The following is a 20,984-nucleotide window of genomic DNA, read 5'->3' on the forward strand; positions in this document are numbered from 1 at the left end:
TTTCTAAACTTGCGACTGATGCCAACCGCCTTGTTCGTGCGGTGGCGCTGGAAAGATTACAAACGTTTTAAATATTGGTAATTTTGTTCTTTGATTATCTGTCTTCATCGAACGGCAACTGTTGCCGTTCGGTATTCTTTTGCAATAATTTTGTTCTAGTTTGCTTGATGTGGTTGATGCTTGTAGAGGCGCCAATACTGTCGTGTCGGTTCGCAGACTCACACGAGGATTATGTGAGCAAATATAAAGAAAATATTAAGAGAAAGTGTTTAGATGTAATTTGATGAGAATCTAATTATTAAGTTACATTTCGTTATCAAACGGAGTCAAATTTATAAAGACTCTGAATTTTAATATATAGCTATTAGCAATTAGGGTGCTGTACTTGTTTTTAGTACAGCACCTTCTTGCGCTACGCTAAGATGGGAGACTTTACTTTTGGCGGCTTATATTTCAGGGTGAAGAGATTATGAGTGTGCAAAATTATTATTTGAAGTTTTTTCTTAGAGGTAAAGAGAATCCTTTTATTTACACAGTACTGAAGCAAACAGCTAAAAGGATTGAGGAATGTCTTTTAAGTCCTGACCATGTGACAAATGGTGGATTTGTTGAATTTGAACACTTATCCAAGAATCAGAACATTTATATTAAAATCTCTCAAGTACAAATGTGTCAGCTTTTGTGGGATTATGGCGTTGTTGCTAGCAATAGCGAAGAAGATGAAGGGTGTTATTCTTTAGCTTTAGTTTTAAATGGTGTAGACGAGATATTTTACTATAGCGAAGTAGGGTCAGACGATTTGCAGGAAATTATTGATACGATAATGGGTATAAACAGCTACACACCATCCGAATTTTTTATTCGAGTTGTCGATGACGATGGTGAAGTTAACCTTATCAACGCAAGTGATATAGTATTAATGGAATGCCTTGTTAACAATATATTTGATGAAGACTTAAGTTTTGAACAAAATTAGTATGTAAATATATTTGTACTGTAAGCTTTTGGTAATTTTCATGCTGATACTATACCAATTCTAACCTTATCGTTTTACCTCTAAATGACTGATAATTCGGAAACCCAGGACAACTTAAGTATACTATCTTAATTTATTTAATTATTTATACCAAATTAAAAATAAAATATTGATTTTTTCTCTATATAAATACGTAAATAGTATTAAATGCGTGAAAAATAATACAGTCGATAAAAACATATCAGCAGAAATTTTAGAAAAACTTGTACAAAAAAGAGCGCACGATGTTTATTTGCTGTTATCTAAATACATTTATAGAGAATTTTTAAAGAATGTTAAATTAGAATATACATCTTGGATGTTCAGAAAGATTAAAGCCAAAATTGCATATTAAATATAATTTTCAAACATTTTCTTAAAATGATACTGGTGAGATGTAAAATTTTAACAGCCTGTGAGGAGTAGCTTCTTTAAGATATGAACAATTCCGAAGAATCTAATAATCAAGAACAATCATCAGAATGGGAAGTAAGATTTGTTACTGGTGACTACAGAAAATTTTCAAACTATGTTTTAGTACCTAATCATAAATCTGGTAAAGATAAAATATTTCTTAATTTTTTAGGCTTTCGTCCTAACAGTGATGAGGACGCACAAGAACTTTTATCAACTTATGTTAGTCAAGCTCAAGCTAAATTTATTCAGAGTGATTACATTGTTGGTGAAAAAGACCAATATGGACAGAGATTCACTATAATTATTGAGATTAGAGGTAAGCGCTTATACACTGGATGGATTTTGAGTACAGATGGTATACTAAAATTGGCTACTCCTTTTTCTGGATTTGCCGACGATTGATAATATTAAAGGTAACTCATAATGGTATTGGAAGAATATTCAGTTATTCAACTTATTACAGAGCGCTATCAAGATAGAGGTGTTTCTATTGGAGCAATCGGAACTATCTTAGAGGTATATGGTCAAGATGCTTACGAGGTTGAGTTCTCTCGCTCTGATGGCACAACAATTGCTTGGTTTGCAGTTAAGCAAAACGAGGTTAAACCTTACTCGGAGTCAACTTCTACTACAATATCAAGGGCAGGTGCCAAACCCTAGTTTATTTATTTAAGTACTTAAGTTGGATAAGTCGCTCGTCGGCACCAACCCCGAAATAGTTGAAAAATTAAAGTTTCAATTATTTATACCAAAGGCAAAAATAAAACATCGAGTTTTTCTGTATATAAACACGCAAATATCATTAAACAGGTAAAAAATAATACACTTGTAGCATCTATACAATTTTGATTAGCAAACCGTTGATACGGCGCCTCCATAATACATCCGCAGAGATTAATTGAGGCGCCGTGCTACAAATAGATGGCGCCACAATTCATGTTTAGATAGAGGAGCGCGCATTTAAAAATCTGGCACAATAATCTCTTTACTTTGCCCTGCATAGTGTCGGTAAATAATTTCTGGTGAATTACCTACCAACTTTGCAACGTCTTTCACATCCATCTTATTGTCGAGTGCCAAGGTGATAAATGTGTGTCTGGTTTGGTAAAGCTTCCGATATTCAATTTCCGAGAGTGTTGAGAGAACTGTTTTCCAAGCTCTTTGGGCTAAGTTGTGAACATCAATCCACTTACCTTCGGGTGAAGGAAACACCTTCGCTTCACCTGCCCGAAAACTTGGTTTGATAGATTTCAAGAGGTTTGCAAGACGCGCGTTAACTGGAAAGATGCGCTTCTTCTGAGTTTTTAAGCCAGGTTTACACGTTAGTCCTGACTGAGAAATGACTACAGCTTGTTCAAAGCGGATTGAATTAAAGTCTTTTGCGACATGTTTCCATTGCAAAGCTACAGCTTCAGATGGTCTGCAACCTGTGTAAAACAGAAATTCAATCAACGATGCATAGTGCTTATAGTTTTGATTGCTTTGAAATGCTGCAATGATTTGGTCACGTTCTTCTTGACTAAAAGGATTAATATCCCCATCGTCTTTCTTCCCCTTCGGAATCTTTATATCGGTTGACATACCTTCAAATGGATTGAGTTTGATTAATTGAGATTTGACTGCCCAGTCACAACAAGCACTTAGTTGAGTCAGTATTCGCTTGGCAGTAGAAGAACTTTTGTTGGCAACTAACCAATCTCGAATTTTAACGGCGCCATCTAAAGTTTTTGTAGGTAGACTCCTGTCGATACAGCGAGAAACATTTGTAAAATCCTTTGCTATCGTACTTGGCGACAAACTAGGACGCTTGAAGTCGGTGTACTTTTCCCATAATTCAACTAAAGATGGACCAGTTTCAATCCTAGGTTTATTTATTGGGGTAAAAATTGGGGTAACGGTGCTGTGTAAGGATTCTGGCTTATATTTTGCTAAGGTCGGGTCAAAATGACCAGAGAGAATATCGAGTTCGATTTGCCTAGCTCTCATTTCTACGACTTTACGATTTGTTGGTATATCGGTAAAACCGGTCGATATATAGTGACGTTTGCCCGCGTAACTAAAAACAAGCTGCAAGCAACCGTTTGAATTTTTAATTTGGACAGTTCCCTTACAAGCCTTACCCTGAGCCACTTTTGCTTTCATTTCACAACTCCTTATTTAACTGCTTGATGATAGGCGCCCCCCTTTACCCCAAATTTACCCCAGAAAAATGGCCAACTATGGCCAACAATATCCAACGTCGGGTAAATTTATCCATCTTTACACCACTTGAAATGGCGCTCATCGGGGTTTTTGAGAAAAACAAAACCCCCACAAACGAGTGTTTGCGGGGGTTCTGAGAGTTATGCCAGGAACGAGACTTGAACTCGTGACACGAGGATTTTCAGTCCTCTGCTCTACCAACTGAGCTATCCCGGCTTGTTGCTTTTTATTGGGGCAACGATTAATAAATGTAGCAAAGATATTTAGATAATGCAATAGGGTTTTGAAAATATTTTGAGAAATATTTGAAAAAGTATTTAGGTGGGCTTGATTTTTAGCTTGAAGGCGCCAAATACAAGGATAAATACGATAAACTGGACGAGAACGATACTTGGTCCAGAGGCTAGTTTGAATAATGCTGAGGCAAGAATACCAACTATACTGGTTGTTGAGCCGATAATTACAGACATAATTAAGAAACGGCTAAAGTGATGGGTCATGACTTTTGCAGTAGAAGCGGGAATGACTAAAAAGGCATTCACTAATAAAACACCAACGGCTTTTATCGCTATAGCGACTGCAAGTGATAATAATACTACAAATGTATAACGATATAGTTGGACGGGTATTCCTTGAACTTGGGCAACCGCTGGGTTTAGGGTTAATAATATTTGCTGACTCAGGGTTGATAATAAAAAAACGGCGCCGACCACAAGTAAAATCAGGGTTAGTACCAAATCAGTGTTATCTATTGCGAGGATATCTCCAAATAATACGCTCATTAAGTTGCCGCGATATCCCTGTATGAAGCTGGTTAGAATTAATCCAATTGCTAAGGCGCCACTAAGCACTATACTAAGAATGCTATCGCTGGCAAGGTCTGTTTTATCTATAAAATAAAGAACGACTACCCCAAATACCAAAGTGAATGGTAGTAACATCCAAGTTGGATTGATTTGTAAAAGGACACCTAATGCAACCCCCACTAATGCTGCATGTCCTACTGCATGACTGAAAAACGATAAAGAACGTAAAGTTACGAAACAACCTAATAACCCTCCAACTATTCCCATTAAAACGGCGCCTACTATTGCGCGTTGCATAAATGGTAACTGAAGTAAACTAACTAAGTTATCTACTGCTGTAATTCCTAAATACATTGGCAAAGGATGATGAACGGATGTAACGGATAACTAGTTTAGTAAAGCATGTTTAAGGGCGGCACCTCAATACCATCCGTTACATCCATTGCAAATTACATCTTGCCGCTTTGCATTACTTGTTGCAAATGGTGGCGAATTTCTTGTACTTGTTCAATATCAGCTTGACGTAGTTTTTGGAATAGTTCTACGCAAGGTTGAGAGTTTGCTTGCTGTGCATCTTGGATATAGGTTTCGTATGCTTTGACTGCCTCTGCTTTATTTTGGAGTACAGTAATGAAATCGTATTCTAGGTCGTTTAACGGACGGGTCTGGTTTCCATTTGTTGCTTGAGTCATAAAACTACCCTCTTAATTGCAATACACTGCTTTTTTAGCTTTGTGCAACATTTGATTCATCTTTCTATATGTAGAGACATAAAATAATCCTTTGGGTGATGAGTAATTATAAATGTGGCGTTAAATTAAGTGTGACTTGTCCACCTGGGTAACAAAATTCGGCGCGTGCGTAGTGCAAGAAACTATCTTATCCGCAAAGGTATCGCACCTGATATTATGTCCGGGAGCATAACCATAATAAAATGTTTGTAGATACCGAATTAATACGGTCTCTACGTGATGCGTATTTATGGGCAAACACCCGGACATGATATGAAAGAATGACTATAAGTACCTTTAACTACATAATTAGAATTGAACATGCCTCTAACCATGCTGTCACAGTATTCTTCTATGACATTCATGGTGCGAAAATTCGTATTTTAGAAAAATAAAACCTTGGTATGTTAATTCCAAGCACATTATTTGGTTTGTATTGAGTGCTGAGTATTAACTCTTAACTTCCTATTCTACTCAGCACTCAGCACTTTCTACTCAGCACTCTTAAAATCTACATGCTTGTGCTTGTTGTAACATTTGTTGAGATGCGTTTGCCCATTGAGCATTTCCTTGGGCGTTAAATAAGTTAAAAGCGTATTGAAAGACTTGGGCTGCATCGTTACATTGACGCTGTTGCATGAAGACTAAGCCGGCGCCATAATAAGCGTTGGGATAGTTGGTGTTTGTTTCTGCTGACCTTCTAAATGATTCTAGAGCTTCTTTGTATTTTCTTTGGTTGTATAGTATTGAGCCGATGTTGTAGTGTGCTTCTGTGTAATTGGGGTTGATTTTTGTGGCTCTACGGAATGCGTCTCTGGCTTTATCTAATTGTCCTTGTTCCATGTAGGATACACCTAAATAATATGCTGGTTCTGGTGCATTTTTGCTGTACTCCATTGCTTTTTTGAATGATTTAATGGCATTTTCCCAGTCGCGCTGCTGTTTTCTCAGTAAGCCGAGGTTATAATGTGCCATCCCAAGTTTTGCGTCTATTTCTATTGCACGCTGTAAATAATCTCCTGCTTGTTGCCAGTTCGCTCCTTCGAGTAAGGCGCCTCCTAAGTTAGCATATGCTAGTGCAAATTTTGGGTCGGCTTGGGTGGCACGATAAAATGCATCTGCCGCAGGTTGTAATTGTCCAGCTTGGCGTAAGGCTAATCCTAGATTATAGTGTGCTGGCGCCATATTTGGGTCGAGTTCGGCAGCTTTTTGGAAGTAAGCTATTGACTCTGGCGCTCTACCTGCTTGAATTAACTGTAACCCTTGATTTAAAAAGTCTGCGGCTGTTCCTCCTACATATCCTTGAGCAATATGTAAAGTTTTGTTATAAGATGGTGGTGTCTCGGCGCCGCTTGGTGTTGAGGCCGAAAGTAAAACCGAGAAAGCTAGTATAACGCCGATTAATCTCGTTAAACGGTACTTTAGTAAGCTCTTGACCTTTTTCTTTTTTTGTAATCGCATAGTTAATTTGAATATCCCGAAGTAAATTTTGTTAAAAACGACTGAAATAAATTAGTAAGGAAGCATCATATATACAAATCTTTAACTTTGTAAATCTTTCTTAGTATTGTTTCAATTTTCTTGAAATAAATATTACAACAAAATACCAATTGCAGCTAAATTGACAATTTGGTAGTAGAGTCAAATTAAAGAAGGGATAAATTCGCAATTAACCTTTCTTAATCTCTTCATAAACCATGAACGCGGCAGGGGAAGCTGACCGCAAGGAGGTTGTATGACCGAAAAAGTCAAATCGGGTTCGCGAAATGTCGCAATCGTCGGTCCATACTTGAGTGGAAAAACTACTCTACTAGAAAGTCTGCTGTTTGTCACGGGGGCAATAACGCGGAAGGGCAGTGTTAAAGACGGAAACACAGTTGGAGACTATGCTCCAGAAGCGAGAGAACGCAAAATGAGCGTTGAAGTCGGTGCCGCATGTACAGAATATAATGATTTGCGGTTTACTTTTATCGACTGTCCGGGTAGCGTCGAATTTTGCCAAGAGACATACAACGCTTTAATGGGAGTAGATGCAGCGATTGTAGTTTGTGAACCTATTAACGACAGAGTTCAAACGCTTGCTCCTTTATTTAAGTTCCTTGACGACCAAGAAATTCCTCACCTTGTGTTTGTCAACAAAATGGATAGAGCAAATATCCATGTATTGGATACTTTACACGCTCTCAAAGCCGTTTCCTCTCGTCCACTCGTAGCTCACCAATATCCAATTCTACGAGGTGAAGAACTCACAGGATTTATTGATTTAGTTACCGAACAAGCTTATCAATATCATAGCGGCGCCCCTGCTGACCCAATTCCGTTTCCCGAACACCTTAAAGAAGAAGAACACATTGCAAGAGTGGAAATGCTCGAAGCGCTAGCTAATTTTGATGACCATTTACTTGAAGAACTGTTAGAAGATATCGAACCAGAACAAGAGGAAATTCTCAAAGACTTAAAACTTGAATTAGGCGCCGATTTAGTAGTACCAGTGTTCTTTGGTGTAGCAGAACAAGACTACGGTGTTAGACCTTTACTCGAAGCATTATATAGAGAAGCACCCGAACCAGAAGTTACAGCACAAAGACGCGGTATTAAAGCAGGAAATAATAACCCTATCGCGCAAGTATTAAAAACTTTCTACACTCCACAGGGCGGCAAACTATCACTCGTGCGAGTCTGGCAAGGTAAAATCAAAGATGGCACAGTTCTAAATAATGTGCGTGCGGGTGGTATATATCGTCTTTGTGGACAGCAACAAAATTCTATAATGTGCGCGGAAGCTGGAGAAATTGTTGCACTCAGTCGCATGGAAGGTATTAAAACTGGAGATATTCTCACAACAGATTCATTTGAGGAGATATTAGCGAAAGCCAAAGTAGTTGAACCAGTGTATGCGCTCGCAATAATTCCTGAAAAACGTAACGATGAAGTAAAATTAAGCGGCGCCATCACCAAGTTACTCGAAGAAGACCCATCATTAATGTGGGAACAACACGGTGACACACACGAAGTCATCTTGTGGGGACAAGGAGAAATTCACCTTCAAGTTGCATTAGATAGACTTCGCCGCAAATATAATTTACCAATGACAACGCGCTTACCGCAAGTACCTTACAAAGAAACCATCAAGAAACAAACCAATGCGGTACACGGTCGCTACAAACATCAAAGCGGTGGACACGGACAATTTGGTGATGTCTTCTTAGATATCAAACCTCTAACACGCGGTGAAGGATTCGCATTCAAAGAAACTATTGTTGGTGGTGTAGTGCCCAAACAATATATTCCTGGTGTAGAAATGGGAGTGCGTGAATTTCTTGCTCACGGGCCTTTAGGTTTCCCCGTTGTAGACGTAGCGGTTACGTTAACAAATGGTTCATACCACAACGTCGATAGTTCCGAACAAGCATTTAAACAAGCTGCACGCTTGGCAATGCAAACCGGAATGCTACAATGTGAGCCAGCACTGTTAGAACCAATACTTCGCGTCCAAGTATCTACACCGAACCAATTTACAGCAAGAGTACTGCAAATAGTTAGCGGCAGACGTGGACAAATATTAGGATACGAAGGCATCGAAGATTGGCACGGTTGGGATTGTATAGTTGCATACTTACCCCAAGCAGAAATGCAAAGCTTCATCATTGAACTACGTTCACAAACTTTAGGTGTTGGTTCATTCCATTGGGACTTTGACCATCTCCAAGAAGTACCTGAAAAATTAACGGAACGTATTCTTGCCAACGGTGGGCACAAATAGTTTTAGATTACGTCTAAAATATTTTGCACCTGATTAGTATATTGAGGGCGCCACTATTTAGATAGGCGTCCTTTATTAATTTTGGCAACGGATACAACGGATGTAACGGATGTTTAATTGTAGGGTGCGTAACGCCATAACAATATGTAACTTTATTTACCAATTTTACAACTATGCCCATACCCGTAAGAGTGTTAAAACCCGTAGGCTAATAGCTTAAGTTCATTAAAATGAACTAAATTAAACAGTAAATTGCCCAATCTTATATAACTCCAAAAGCTGTAGAGACCGTATTAATCCGGTCTCTACATAATATATTTAATCAGAACAAAAAACGCAATTTACGTTTTTTCTTATTCTGAAACTTCTTCGGATGGTGGAATTTCATTTAGTCGAAGCTGAAATTCTTCTACAGAATCTATAACGGCGGATTGCCTAATAAGTTGTTTTAACACATTTATATCATCTATTGTCTCAAGACGCTCGCTAACTTGTGGTGATACAGTTCCAAATCGCGATTCTAAAACGTCAACAATTGACTCACGAGCATTTATTACCATCCCATCTAATTCGATATCTGTAATATAAGGCACTTGTCCTTCCTCCTGAATACGCTTCAATTCTTGTTTAAAGGTGATTGCCAACGGTTTTGGTAATACCATCATCCATTGGATTAAGCGGAATAATTCCAGCACTTCATTTTTAGTATAGCCCCGTTCATAAAGTCCGCGCACTAAAGTTAACTTAGATTGAAACCTTTGGTTTGGCTTTCCAATAGTATTTAAAGTACTTAAATGCGCCATAATTACCACTGCAAATGGGTTTAATGAACGTTCTAATTCGCTCCAGCGCGGTTGAAAATCTAATAACTTCACCATTAAATACTTTGTGCCACTAATAAATCCCCAACGTGAATAAGCGAATCTTGTCGGGCGCCAATTTGGGTCATCATCTCCGAGAACCGCGAGACTTACGACTTCTCTCCCATAGTTATCAGATATTCTATTGTTGCTAACGTGCATTCGTTTGGGGAACTCTTTTTGGTATTGAGTCTAAATTTCTACATGAATCAATACAAAAACTTCTTCTCCACTATGGAGCCAAACTTTTACTAGCTTGTCCGCAACTTTATTTCCAATCTCAGCATCTCTAGTTATTTCTCTTAAGTTTGTGTCCAATGATTCATAACCTCTGTGCCAATCTATATCTTTATGAATGTGTGGAAAACATAGTTGCATAAATGACTCAAAATATACATCTAATGCTTCTTTCCAAGGACTATCATAGTCTGACAATACTCTTCTTGCCATGCAGAAATTCACCCCTTAAAATCACTAACAATATTATTTTATCAGGAAACAATATATGTTAACAATATTAATTTAATGATAATGAAGCAAATTTCTACACCATGAATAAATGTATAATATTTATTTTTAAAATAACGTATATATTTAATTTAATTTAATTTAATTTAATTTATCTAAACTTTTAATAATGAGCATTTATTTTATATAAATATGTTGTTACATTCAGGCACCAGGGAGTGAACTTTTCTCATCAACTTTATATACTGAACCAAACACTTAACGTTCATTACCCAAACTGGCAACTTTTAAATATTAACTGTATATTAAATGCTTAGTTACTCGTGGTATGGGATACTTTTGAAGCGCGCAGTGGAAGGGTTTGACGTTAATAACTTAGCGCTAAAACATAAACTTCTCGACTCAACTAGCGCTTACGTGCAAGTCCCAACTTTTATTTAACAGGCAGCAATGAGCGCTGACCCGGAAGAAGAAGATGTATTAATGTCAGAATTTGATAACTTAATTACGGCGCCACAGTCACGTTTATCCATTGAAGAAATAGTACAAATAAATATTAATGCAGACCCAAGCGGAAATACAAAAACCAATAGCTCAGGCGCCGTTTACACCAGAAAGTATCGAACAATTATTTACTACTTCTACCATATTACAAAGTAAATTCATAACTTTTACTCAAAGTCAACCTCAAATTTGGGAAATTTTATATAAACAACAAAACTACACAGTCACATTTTACCCAGATGTGTATGATGAAAAGCCATCGCTACGATTAATAAACTTTGGTGAGCCTTTATTTGAAGAGTTGTTAAGTGCAGCTTGCAAAATTTTTGAATACAAAAGAACTAACTTGAAATAGGCTTATTTTTAATATTTACGGGTATAATAACTATTGACTACTCGAACTATACGGAATTGTAAGCGCGTTTTGTTTGGGCTTACAAATGTAAAATACTTCATACCCAGAACTAATTAACCTACAAAAATGCCTGAAATTGAAACACCAAACCTTCTGATTATTGAAGATTTTCTAGATACACATTGGGTTATTTTTCAAACATTGTTGTCAACAGTTAAATGGGATGACAGCATGAGCGCGCGTAAAACAGCATCCTTTGGTGTCCCGTACAATTATTTACAAATGAGTTATGAGATGGCGCCGATGCATCCCCTTCTTGTGCCCATCCAGTCCAAACTTTTAAGTCAACTTGGGGTCAAGTTCAATAATTGTTTACTGAATTATTATGAAACTGGTAATAATAAAATGGGTTATCATTCTGATGACACAAGCGCCTTGCAAGCAGGAACTGGTGTAGCAATTGTATCACTCGGTCACCCTCGTAAAATAACTTTCCGCAATAAGAAAAATAAAGAGATACGACACAATTTTACGCTCTTGCCTGGTTCACTGCTATATATGGAAAACTCGGTTCAGGATGAGTGGGTACACGCTATAAATAAACAAAAAGGTGCTGATTCACGAATTAGTCTTACTTGGCGTGCTTTTGATATAAATGAATTTGGTTAAGTATTCAAACAATGTCATGCTGAACGTAGTGAAGCATCTATTAAAGTCTCAAAATATTTAAGATTCTTCGCTGCGCTCAGAATGACAATTTATAGGTTTCAGAATGACAATTTATAGGTTTTACGATGCTTGGGATATTAATTGGTTGGCTATTTGCTGTGCTTGGTTGATGGGGATAGCAAAACCTAGTCCTTGGGCGCCTTGAATAATAGCAGTATTAATACCTATTACTTGTCCGCGTTGGTTTAATAGTGGTCCTCCTGAGTTACCTGGGTTAATAGCTGCGTCTGTTTGAATAAAGTTGACGTTACGACCACGGGCGCCTATATCACGACTGCTTCGACCTGTACCACTTATAATGCCTACGGTGACGGTGTTGTCTAAACCGAGGGGGTTGCCTATTGCTATTGCCCACTCACCTGGTTTGAGCCGGTCGGAGTTACCCATATTTACAACAGGTAAATTGTCAGCTTGAATTTCTACTACTGCTACATCCATACGTCGGTCTTCTCCTATTACTCTACCTGGATAACGGCGCCCCGAAGTGAGGGTTACGGTTACTCGGTCGGCGCCATCTACTACGTGAGCGTTTGTCAGAATTAAACCATCTCGCCTAAATATAAATCCTGAACCTGTACCGCGCGCAACTCTCCTACCGCTAAAGCTATCGGAATTTTGAAAAGTACGCGATGAGTCAATTCGCACAACGGCAGGGCCTGTTCGTTCAACTGCCGTAGCGACAAAATTATTATCATTAGTAGCGAATGATGGAGATGACTCAAAAGGTACTTGGGTTGATGCTGGTACAACTTGTGGCCCTAAAAAAGCAGCCATTGCTCCAAAGGTTAATAAAGACAAAGTAGCTATTGTACTTTTATTAGCTGTAAAAGACATTGCAATTATCCTAGTGTGAGTAAGTAAGTAAGTAAGTAAGTAAGTAAGTAGATAAACTATTAATTGCTTATTAAGCGTTTGAAAATATCCAAACCAGCTTGAGTAGTTTCATCAAGTAGTTTTGGGTCTACGGTTTTATCGTTCGGTGAATGGTAGTTTGGCTCCATACCTCGATAGAAAAACAGAATAGGTACACCTTTGGCAGCGAAGGGAGCGTGGTCACTGGCGCCGTTTGCGTAGCTGGCGCCGAATAACTCAGCTTTTGGTTGAACAACTTGAGCTAATTTGGTTAAATCTGAACTACCACCAATTAGCAATTTGTTGTTCACACCAACCATATCAAAGTTCATCATCCCTTTTAGTTCGCTAAGGAACTGTGGAGTTGCAGCGTCAACAAATGCCCGTGAACCATGCAAACCGTCTTCTTCTCCGTCGAAAGCAATAAACCAAGCTTCACGAGCTAAGGGTGTTTTTGAAACTTTCCGCGCAATATCAAGCACTACCGCAGTTCCCGAAGCATTATCATTTGCTCCTGGGGCACCTTCTACTGAGTCAAAATGACCACCTAAAATAACGCGCGGTTGTGTGACACCTTCTTGATAAGCGACGACATTACGTCCAGTAACATCAATCTTTTGACCATTCGCGTTGAGGTTAATAGTAAGTGGCGCCCGTCCATAAAGCTTGTTGCCTTCATCACCAGATATACCTAAGACAGGTATTGGTGAGTTTTGGGTCAGCGTACCATATGTAAGGTTGCCAGCTTTATTATTAACTATAACTACACCAATGGCGCCTGCATTTATAGCATTAGTAACTTTTTCTGAAAATCGTATTTCTCCACGTTTAACAAGTGCTATTGCTCCTTTAAAGTTAACTGTGGCAAAATCGTTTGCACGCCCAAAGTTAGGAACTGCTACAAGTCTTGCTGAAAGTTTACCAGGCGCCGAACCTTTAAACGCACTGGCTTTAATGTTTCTTCCATCTACCGTTAAGTTTGAGCCAAAGTCCCGAAATTTAGAGTAGGTAAAGGTTTGAATACGAGTTCTGTAACCAGCTTTGCGATATTGCTGTTCTATATAAGCGCTTGCTTTTTCGTTTGTAGGAGTACCAGCAACACGCGGACCCATATTAATTAAGTTTTGTACATCTGTATAAGCTTGATTATCAGTTTGATTTTGAGTTTTTTGTTTAACGGTTGGTTCTACTGCATTTATTATGTTAAATTGAATCGCACAAGCTGGGGGTATGATAAATAATGACGTTACCAATACAACCTTAAGCCAGGATTTAGTTTGTGGTTTTACGGACATAGGGTGTGTAAGTGCTGTATATATATAGTATGTAAATTAAATATGACAAAAAAATGTCAGCATATGTTTTAAGACAAAAAAACGAGATATTATAAAATACCTCGTTTGTTCGGTTATTACTACTCTTTGTTACGGTTGTTCTAATCTACAGCTTCAGTTAACTTGTCTTCTTTCTTCTCATTAGTCTGGTAGCGGTAAATATTATTTTCAGCTTGTCTTGCCTTACCTTCGATTTCGCTTTCAGAAATGGGTTGAGTTATACGAATTTCACCTTCAGCTTGTTTTGCTTTGCCTTCGACTTGTGTATCTCTGTCTCCAGTCAGGTTTCCGTAAGTTTCCTGAACCTTACCTTGAGCTTTTTGAACAGTACCCTTAACTTTATTACCTAAATCTACTGAATTATCAGCTACATATACACCACCCGCTTCTAATGTACTCGCAAATGCGGCGCCAACATTTCCAACGGCGATAATTACAGCCAAAAACGCAATTAATAAGATTTTACTTAATCGTTGAACCAATTTCATGCCAATGTCTCCAGTACTATTAATGGTGACAATTCAGCCTCAGAGTCGTAAAAAGTCTGAGCAACTGAATGAACCCAATCATAAACATATTTGACATATACATAAATAACTTCTGTCTTTGGTTGTAGATGCAGTCTGTCTGTTGTGAGATTGTGGTAGCGTGTTATTAAGGCGCCGTAGTCAACTTATCGAAATTTCTAATTAACATACCTTGTACAGGTTGCATTCTTAATCTGCTGTAATAAATCTTACCACTTTGTTTTGACTCTCATCAACTGACACAATAAACTCGTCACTATTTCCTAATAATTTAAAATGTCTTTGTGGTGATGGGAAAGACTTATATCCAATAAAAAAACCTTCTTACTTCAAAACTTTAATGTTTTCTAAAAAATCAAAATAAATCATAATAAACGAAACTTTGACGTTTTTTTTGATGTTAAAGCAAACCACTTTGTCAAATTATGCTTATATGGTAATATAAGAAAAAATTAGATACTTAATTAATATTTACATAATTTAACAACAATGACTAAGAATACACATAAGATTGTAGGAATCGCAGCTAATGCCGTATTGTTAACTCTTTGCATAATACCGCGCGCTCAAGCTTATCAATTATTTACAGACCGCAATAGTTGGAACAATGCCACACAGAACCAACCATTAGTGACAGAACAATTCAATGAAGAAGACTTTGTAACACCAAATACAGTTTTTGACAGTGGATTAAGGTATGTAGACTCAGGATTTTTAGGTGGTGCCAGAGTATCTCAAGGCAGTTTAGAAGTAGGTTTAGGATTTCCTGGAAGCTTAGAAGAGTTTGCTTTTCCTAACCCTGTTAAAGGATTCAGCTTTAATTTTGAAGTCAAAAAAGGTACGTTTGCAATCGAAGATACTAGAAGTTTTGGTAGTGTAAATTTAGGTAGTTTTGGTGACTCGGGCTTCTTTGGAGTGCTAGCATCTAATGAAGAGGCGCCAATCTTGGGTTTTAGAACTGTGAGTAGTGGAGAAATAGGTTCTAATGTAATTCGCAATTTAAGCTTTACCCAAACAGACACAGTAACTAAAGTGCCAGAATATAGTAGTACATTTGCGTTGGGCATTTTAGGCTTAGGACTTTTGTTTCATAAAAAGATGCTCCCAAAGTTACGTAATATCTAAATTGTATAAATTGTCATTCTAAGCGTAATAAATTATCAATCTGAGCCTAGCTTACCGGAATGCACCATTGTCAACAAGCTCAAAGAAACCGGGCTTCTCTAGGGGAGATTAACGTTTTTTAGGAATATATTTCGCTCTTATGCCCGGTTTATAGTCAAGGTGCAAGATATCAGGTAGCGAAGAATCTAAAGTTTCATTGAATATTTAGATGCTTCACTACGTTCAACATGACATTAAAAAAACTTTTAAAATATAAAACTTTGCGTGAAACTCGTTGTACTGTTGATTGATATAATATATTGATTTTAGTGGTACTAAAAAAGACGCGATGTTTCACGTCTCTTTTAGTAGATTATTTCTTAGAGGAAGGTACGTGCTGCTTTGATTGGATTTCCTTCGTAAACCGCTTGGGTTTATTTGTCTCAACTCCAAGCACTATGGAACTCATTAATTTCACTTTACGACAGTCGCACAGGGAAAATGGGTTCCATAGTGTGGTCAGTGAAGAGATAAATAAAGAATGCGTATGTTAACTGACAGCACGGATGACGATACACCATCCAAATTGCAAGGTCACTATACCAACTGGACAGCACGTAATTATTTGTTTGTTCTCTTATTATATTCAGACGAATATCAAGCGTCAAATATTATGTATTTATTAAGCTCTTCCTACGTTCCTCTGTGACATCTTGAACGAGAATAGGTAGTTCAAGGTGTGGATAAGATTTTTTTATTTTCAGCATGATTTGTATTGCTGTTGCTTTATCACGAGTAACCATCGTCGCTGATTGACGTTTGATTATTTCTGTGATAATGATTGCTGCTTCTTCACTTTTTGATGCTTCTTTGTCTAAAAAGCTTAAAACACGTTTTTTGGCGCCACCATTTCGGTTAACGCTAGATAGTACACTATTAAAATATGGAACCAACGCGCGCAGATGCTCTATGTTATTAGCTACGTGAGTTTCTAAATAGTTCGTAACAAACATTTGCATATCACGCGATGGATGTTCACTAAACTTGAGAATATACTCTTCTATATCGCCGCCTTGCATATGTTGAGTTAATAAATGTAGTCCCAGCTTTCTAACTTCTTCATCAGTACTATCACAGATACTAATCAACACGCTAGATGTATATTCGCTCTTCCCAAATTCTGTTGTAAATATTTTAAATGCGTATTCGCGTGTGTCTTGCCATTTACTCTCTAGTATTTTTATTGCGCTTAACATTTCTTGAGTATTATTACGGTAATTATTTAAATTTTGTGAAAATAGCTGGCGCCCAATTTCACGGACTGCAACAAGATTATGATTGGCAAGTTGAATAATTTCGCTGGTTGTGAGTTGTAAGGCAAAACGGTCAAAATCGGAATTTAATAAATAAAAACCAAATTCCTGTAAGATGGATGATTTTGCTTGTAGTATTTTAAATACTAAATTTTTGTCAATATCTGATATCCAATCTTGTATATTTTCTTGCAATGCTTGCACAATACGTTTATAAATACTTGGATGTTTTTCAAGTAATATTAGTTGTTGAATAAATTGAATTATTATTGCTGGTTTTTGTGTATTATGTAAGTAACGTTTTAATAAATTTAAACCCAGCATTCTAGCTTCTTCTTTATCTGTGTCGCAAATAGTAATAATAATTTTAGATGTAAGTTCGTTAATTTTAATCTCATCTGTAAATATTTTAGCTCCAAGTTGTCTTGAATCTTGCCAATCTGAATTTAATAGACCTATTAATATGATAATTTCCTCTTGATGAATACGAATTCTTTTTAAAGATTGTAGTAAGATTGTTTGTACAGCTTTACGGACGTTGAAAAATCGAGATTTAGCAAGTTCAATAATTTCTTCAGTAGTAAAGTCATTGCTGATATGCGGATTGACTTCTAAAACTAAACTTGCTAATTGTGCTAAATCATAATTTGCCTGCAGTAGCTTGTAAATAAATTCTTTACTAATATCTTGTGCTTGTGCCCATATATTTATATTTTCTTGTACAATCTTTACTAAAAATTTACATATATCTGTACTTGTTTTGGAATTTTCAATTATTTGAATAAATTCAACTGCGATTTTGAATTGTAAACTTCGATTGTAAATTGCTAGGCGCCTGAAAATAGGTTTAATTACATTACGGATTTCAGGAAAGGGATTTTGTGCAATTGCTATAATTAAGTTGCTTCCTATAGTAATTGCTTTTGGAGTACGCCATTTATCTACTCTTTCAATGCTAATTAAGTAAACTATATCATATAAGTTTGTTACTTTTGATGTAATCTCTTTATCGTACAAGTATATAATGATGAGGGCGCCTAGTTCTTGAACTTCTAAAATTGGATGTGCAAGCAACATGAGTAGATGATTATAGTCTATTTCACCTAGCTGTGCAGTGGAGTTAGCGACTAAATCATCAATTATTAATTTTGCTTGCTGAATTTGATTTGGCGCCAGTGCTAATAGTTTAAAGATTTTAAGTATGACACAATCTATAATATGTTTATTTATTAAAGAAGCTGTAGAATTACTGATGATGTAAGAAGAGAGCAATTTATTTGCAAAGTTACGAGTTTTGCTATCTGGACTGGTTAATAGGTTAGCAATAAGTTGAATGTTCTCTTGAATAAATTTATTTTCTTCTATTTCCCAATAGTTTTGTTGTGTAGTAGTGTATTGAAATATACGCTGAGTTAATGCATTAATTAATATTTGATTTTGTTCATCTCCATTTAAAGACTGTAAAGCTAACTCAAAACCGAATACTACTGTATCTATATAAGAAGAATTGACAAGTGTAATAATAGTATCAACATTAAGTGAAGCGCAAAAGCTTTTACACTCACGTAAAATATTAACTGCGAAGTGCTGAACGGGACGACATTTACTATCCCTTAATAACTGTAGTAGTACATGTGGATGCTGTTGCCAAAGTTCCGGAAACGCTTCTTCTCTGACATTTGGTTCCGCTAAACTTGGTTGATAACCTTTACGTCGGCGCCAACTTTTTGAAGTAAACTCGTAACGGTAGCTATTAGTGTAGAGAATGTGATTAAAGGTGAGATAGTCAGCATAAGCATCCCAATGATGAATAACTTCTCGCTGATAGTAATCCCACTTATCAAAAGTTGAACGTCGAATTGGAGGTGTATTGCCGTCAAAATATTCGAGCAGTATAGCTACAGCCATTTTAATATAGTCAGAGTCTCCGACTTCACCCAGTTTTCTTAAAGTACGCCATACTCTTCTTCTTAAATATTGCTGAGTTTGGTAGCTATACACGAATGATGGTTCGTCTTGTTCTTGCTCATGACTGTAAACACGTCGCTTTGAAGTTAGATATTTACCGTCTTCCTCATTCCAAGAATATGCTAGTAAATTATTGTCAAAGTTTCCTGGTTCTTGTTCAAAGCGATAAGCGAGAATTGCAAATACTTTTGCATCACGACGGTATTCAGCTATTTTGAAAATTCTACGTATAGCACGAAAATAGTTCGGTTGGAAAGGTACAGTACGTAAAATATTTAACAATGCTGGACGTACTAATTCATTATCAATTTGATATATCTGGTCGAGAACCGCAAAGAAAGAGTAAGGATGTGTTGTAGCAAATTCTTCAAATTCTGCCGAAGTCGCGCGTGCTAAGATTTGCGTATGTGTCGGTAATTTTTCTATTAACCCAAGTTGCAAATTCACTTTAGTTTGTGCATCTACGAGTTTTAGTAGTGCTTCAAAAGCAATTCGCTGTACGAACTCAGGATTTGCAGAGTTTGATTGCAATGCTTGTAGTATGGGTATAGATTCTTCTGACCCGCACCAACCTAATGTCCAAGCAATACAGTAATCTCTTAGTGGTTCTCCTGTACCAATAAGATTGGTGAGTAATGGCGCCGCTTCTTTAATTTGTAGTTCTCCCGCACGCCAAATTGCCCTTTCTAGTTTCCATTTGCTAGGTTTATTGTTGGTAAGACGTTCTAGAATAGCTTGTTTTTGGGCTTGTATATCTTGAGTGCGTTTCATAAAAAGTTATGTGAAAAGTCTATTTTGGCTTAAGTTTAAATAAAATAGGGTAATATGAGTGTGATTTCTAAAGCGTTTATTGAAGAACAGGGTAATGGGCGCCTGCGAGAGGAGGAACAGTTAGTTGTTGACTCACTTTATCAACGTGGAATTCAGATTACGCTATATACAGAAAAACGTCTTCGTCGCAGACAACTTCAACTTGATGGTACGTCCTTAGTAGTTGGAGATATGCCTTGTATTTCTTTGGCTTTGAAGCAGCTTTCCATTCCCGAACCGCAACCAAATGATTATCCTGCTTCGTTAAGTGAGTTTTTACATCGTCGTATTTGGCGCCTAACGCTTGGAGAATTAGAATTAGGCTTAAGAAATGGTAGGTATCCAGCAATATTTGCCAAACCAGCAACTCGTCGCAAACGTTTTACAGGTTGTGTTTTTGAGTCTGAGTACGATTTGTCTCAAGTTTATGGGGTGTCACGACAAGAAAAGTTGCTATGTTCTGAGGTTGTGACTTGGGTTAGTGAGTACCGTATTTATGTTGTGCATTCAGAAATTAGAAGTATTGATTGGTATGCAGGTAATACGTCCATTCCAATTGATATTAAAAAGGTACAAAGAGCTATTCAAGTTTTGGATAAAGCAGGTGAGTCTTATGCTGGGTATGGAATAGACTTTGGAGTTTTGGATACGGGTCAAACTGCTTTGGTTGAGATGAATGACGGTTTTGCGCTTGGCGCCTATACTATTGATAGTACAAACTATACTGATTTAATTTGGGCAAGGTGGGAAGAACTTATAGCACAGCGTGTTAATTAAAAATGATGCGTGAATATATATTTAATTTTTCACGCACCAAAGTTGTTAAATTAATTGTCGCAATTCATCCAAGGTGTTTACACTCTTAATTGCGTCTTTAATCATTTTAAGCTTTTTTAAATCTTGTACTTGAGAAACAGATTCCATTAATTCTAAGGCTTCGGCGCCGAATTTTAACTCTAGTCCTAACTCAATTGCAGCTAGAATACCCCGTTTTTCACCCAGTTGCTCACCTTCACTCAAAATTTGTTGATACCAAGGAGACTCTTGTAATATTGCCATATCTAACCTCATAATATTTTGAACTAACGCCTTATCTAACATAAAGCTAGCAAAAAAACCTAAAAGCATGTCAAACTGCTCTAACTGCTCGGAGGTACGTATTACTCGTAGTGCTTGTGTAATTGTCGCTTCGTTGGCGCCGTTTTGAAGAACTGGCACAAATGGTA

At 37.1% G+C, this 20,984-nt stretch carries 20 protein-coding genes and 1 tRNA gene; 8 read left to right on the top strand and 13 right to left on the bottom strand.

Going from position 1 to position 20,984, the window contains the following annotated elements:
• Positions 1-3: 3 nt before the first annotated feature.
• Positions 4-222, bottom strand: coding sequence for a hypothetical protein (locus DSM106972_RS19275; protein WP_127082240.1), 219 nt, complete (start codon positions 220-222; stop codon positions 4-6).
• Between the two features lie 247 nt (positions 223-469).
• On the opposite strand from DSM106972_RS19275, the gene DSM106972_RS19280 reads away from it, so the two are divergent.
• The 3 genes from DSM106972_RS19280 to DSM106972_RS19290 all read left to right on the top strand — a co-directional run bounded on the left by DSM106972_RS19280 (position 470) and on the right by DSM106972_RS19290 (position 2,092).
• Complete coding sequence (locus DSM106972_RS19280) at positions 470-976, top strand: hypothetical protein (RefSeq protein ID WP_127082241.1); 507 nt, start codon at positions 470-472, stop codon at positions 974-976.
• Positions 977-1,453: 477 nt separating this feature from the next.
• Positions 1,454-1,834: a DUF6883 domain-containing protein gene (locus DSM106972_RS19285; RefSeq protein WP_127082242.1), complete on the top strand. Its 381-nt coding sequence runs from the start codon at positions 1,454-1,456 to the stop codon at positions 1,832-1,834.
• A 21-nt stretch (positions 1,835-1,855) separates the two neighbouring features.
• Positions 1,856-2,092, top strand: coding sequence for a DUF4926 domain-containing protein (locus tag DSM106972_RS19290; RefSeq protein WP_127082243.1), 237 nt, complete (start codon positions 1,856-1,858; stop codon positions 2,090-2,092).
• A 300-nt stretch (positions 2,093-2,392) separates the two neighbouring features.
• Here DSM106972_RS19290 and DSM106972_RS19295 read toward each other — a convergent pair whose 3' ends face one another.
• From DSM106972_RS19295 to DSM106972_RS19315, 5 genes are all read right to left on the bottom strand, one after another.
• Positions 2,393-3,574, bottom strand: a complete 1,182-nt coding sequence (locus DSM106972_RS19295) for a site-specific integrase (RefSeq protein ID WP_127082244.1) — start codon at positions 3,572-3,574, stop codon at positions 2,393-2,395.
• A gap of 203 nt (positions 3,575-3,777) precedes the next feature.
• Positions 3,778-3,850 (bottom strand) — tRNA-Phe (locus DSM106972_RS19300).
• Between the two features lie 101 nt (positions 3,851-3,951).
• Positions 3,952-4,794: a metal ABC transporter permease gene (locus DSM106972_RS19305; protein ID WP_127082245.1), complete on the bottom strand. Its 843-nt coding sequence runs from the start codon at positions 4,792-4,794 to the stop codon at positions 3,952-3,954.
• A gap of 95 nt (positions 4,795-4,889) precedes the next feature.
• A complete protein-coding gene (locus DSM106972_RS19310) occupies positions 4,890-5,132 on the bottom strand; it encodes a hypothetical protein (protein ID WP_127082246.1) in 243 nt (80 codons plus the stop codon).
• A gap of 543 nt (positions 5,133-5,675) precedes the next feature.
• On the bottom strand, positions 5,676-6,632 hold the full coding sequence (locus tag DSM106972_RS19315; RefSeq protein ID WP_127082247.1) for a tetratricopeptide repeat protein: 957 nt from the start codon (positions 6,630-6,632) through the stop codon (positions 5,676-5,678).
• 274 nt (positions 6,633-6,906) lie between these two features.
• Here DSM106972_RS19315 and DSM106972_RS19320 point away from each other — a divergent pair, with 274 nt between their 5' ends.
• Positions 6,907-8,934 (top strand): elongation factor G, encoded by a 2,028-nt coding sequence (locus DSM106972_RS19320; RefSeq protein WP_127082248.1) that lies wholly within the window; start codon positions 6,907-6,909, stop codon positions 8,932-8,934.
• A gap of 353 nt (positions 8,935-9,287) precedes the next feature.
• Here DSM106972_RS19320 and DSM106972_RS19325 read toward each other — a convergent pair whose 3' ends face one another.
• Positions 9,288-9,956 (bottom strand): hypothetical protein, encoded by a 669-nt coding sequence (locus DSM106972_RS19325; protein ID WP_233787448.1) that lies wholly within the window; start codon positions 9,954-9,956, stop codon positions 9,288-9,290.
• Positions 9,957-9,986: 30 nt separating this feature from the next.
• On the bottom strand, positions 9,987-10,244 hold the full coding sequence (locus DSM106972_RS53570; RefSeq protein WP_233787447.1) for a hypothetical protein: 258 nt from the start codon (positions 10,242-10,244) through the stop codon (positions 9,987-9,989).
• 468 nt (positions 10,245-10,712) lie between these two features.
• On the opposite strand from DSM106972_RS53570, the gene DSM106972_RS53575 reads away from it, so the two are divergent.
• Entirely contained in the window at positions 10,713-10,922 is a 210-nt protein-coding gene (locus DSM106972_RS53575; RefSeq protein WP_233787446.1) for a hypothetical protein, read from the top strand.
• A gap of 325 nt (positions 10,923-11,247) precedes the next feature.
• Positions 11,248-11,790 (top strand): alpha-ketoglutarate-dependent dioxygenase AlkB, encoded by a 543-nt coding sequence (locus DSM106972_RS19335; RefSeq protein WP_127082249.1) that lies wholly within the window; start codon positions 11,248-11,250, stop codon positions 11,788-11,790.
• 120 nt (positions 11,791-11,910) lie between these two features.
• Here the strand turns inward: DSM106972_RS19335 and DSM106972_RS19340 are convergent, their stop codons facing one another.
• The 3 genes from DSM106972_RS19340 to DSM106972_RS19350 all read right to left on the bottom strand — a co-directional run bounded on the left by DSM106972_RS19340 (position 11,911) and on the right by DSM106972_RS19350 (position 14,524).
• Positions 11,911-12,684, bottom strand: coding sequence for a trypsin-like peptidase domain-containing protein (locus tag DSM106972_RS19340; protein WP_186538731.1), 774 nt, complete (start codon positions 12,682-12,684; stop codon positions 11,911-11,913).
• A gap of 59 nt (positions 12,685-12,743) precedes the next feature.
• Complete coding sequence (locus DSM106972_RS19345; RefSeq protein WP_127082251.1) at positions 12,744-13,997, bottom strand: M28 family peptidase; 1,254 nt, start codon at positions 13,995-13,997, stop codon at positions 12,744-12,746.
• 140 nt (positions 13,998-14,137) lie between these two features.
• A complete protein-coding gene (locus DSM106972_RS19350) occupies positions 14,138-14,524 on the bottom strand; it encodes a CsbD family protein (RefSeq protein WP_127082252.1) in 387 nt (128 codons plus the stop codon).
• Between the two features lie 528 nt (positions 14,525-15,052).
• Here DSM106972_RS19350 and DSM106972_RS19355 point away from each other — a divergent pair.
• Entirely contained in the window at positions 15,053-15,688 is a 636-nt protein-coding gene (locus DSM106972_RS19355; RefSeq protein WP_127082253.1) for a hypothetical protein, read from the top strand.
• A 650-nt stretch (positions 15,689-16,338) separates the two neighbouring features.
• On the opposite strand, the gene DSM106972_RS19360 is transcribed toward DSM106972_RS19355, so the two are convergent.
• Positions 16,339-19,719 (bottom strand): HEAT repeat domain-containing protein, encoded by a 3,381-nt coding sequence (locus tag DSM106972_RS19360; RefSeq protein WP_127082254.1) that lies wholly within the window; start codon positions 19,717-19,719, stop codon positions 16,339-16,341.
• A gap of 54 nt (positions 19,720-19,773) precedes the next feature.
• Here DSM106972_RS19360 and DSM106972_RS19365 point away from each other — a divergent pair, with 54 nt between their 5' ends.
• Positions 19,774-20,535: an ATP-grasp domain-containing protein gene (locus DSM106972_RS19365; RefSeq protein ID WP_127082255.1), complete on the top strand. Its 762-nt coding sequence runs from the start codon at positions 19,774-19,776 to the stop codon at positions 20,533-20,535.
• A gap of 45 nt (positions 20,536-20,580) precedes the next feature.
• Here the strand turns inward: DSM106972_RS19365 and DSM106972_RS55375 are convergent, their stop codons facing one another.
• The gene (locus tag DSM106972_RS55375) at positions 20,581-20,976 is read right to left on the bottom strand and encodes an RpnC/YadD family protein (protein ID WP_325052198.1); all 396 of its coding nucleotides are present in this window, start codon (positions 20,974-20,976) and stop codon (positions 20,581-20,583) included.
• Positions 20,977-20,984: the final 8 nt, after the last annotated feature.

It is taken from the genome of Dulcicalothrix desertica PCC 7102 (genome assembly GCF_003991905.1).
GTDB classification, from domain to species: Bacteria; Cyanobacteriota; Cyanobacteriia; order Cyanobacteriales; family Nostocaceae; genus Dulcicalothrix; species Dulcicalothrix desertica.